The sequence below is a fragment of the Pseudoalteromonas sp. MTN2-4 genome, from assembly GCF_042848605.1.
Classification (GTDB): Bacteria; Pseudomonadota; Gammaproteobacteria; order Enterobacterales; family Alteromonadaceae; genus Pseudoalteromonas.
The window spans coordinates 1-288 of sequence record NZ_BTGK01000088.1 but is presented as its reverse complement, the minus strand read 5'-3'; the positions used below and the strand labels follow the sequence as shown (position 1 = coordinate 288).

1 rRNA gene is annotated in these 288 nt (G+C 44.1%); it reads right to left on the bottom strand.

The features are described 5' to 3' along the window. Positions 1–75: 75 nt before the first annotated feature. Positions 76–189, bottom strand: a 5S ribosomal RNA gene (rrf, locus tag ACGHEH_RS21830). Positions 190–288 lie beyond the last annotated feature (99 nt).

Sequence of the window (288 nt, the reverse complement as noted above, 5' to 3'; positions counted from 1 at the left end):
GCTATTTTAGCAATTGCTGAGAGACTTAAAGCAAAAAAGCCCGACTCTTTCGAATCGGGCTTTCTTTAAATAGGTGCTTGGCAATGTTCTACTTTCACATGGGAGACCCACACTATCATCGACGCTGTTTCGTTTCACTTCTGAGTTCGGCATGGGATCAGGTGGTTCCAAAACGCTATGGTCACCAAGCAAATTTTGTCGTGCAAAGGGTTAATGACTAGTGCGCAGCACTCATTTCCTTTGCGCAAGGTGAATTGATTTCGCGATATCGCTTATCTAGTCACTTTG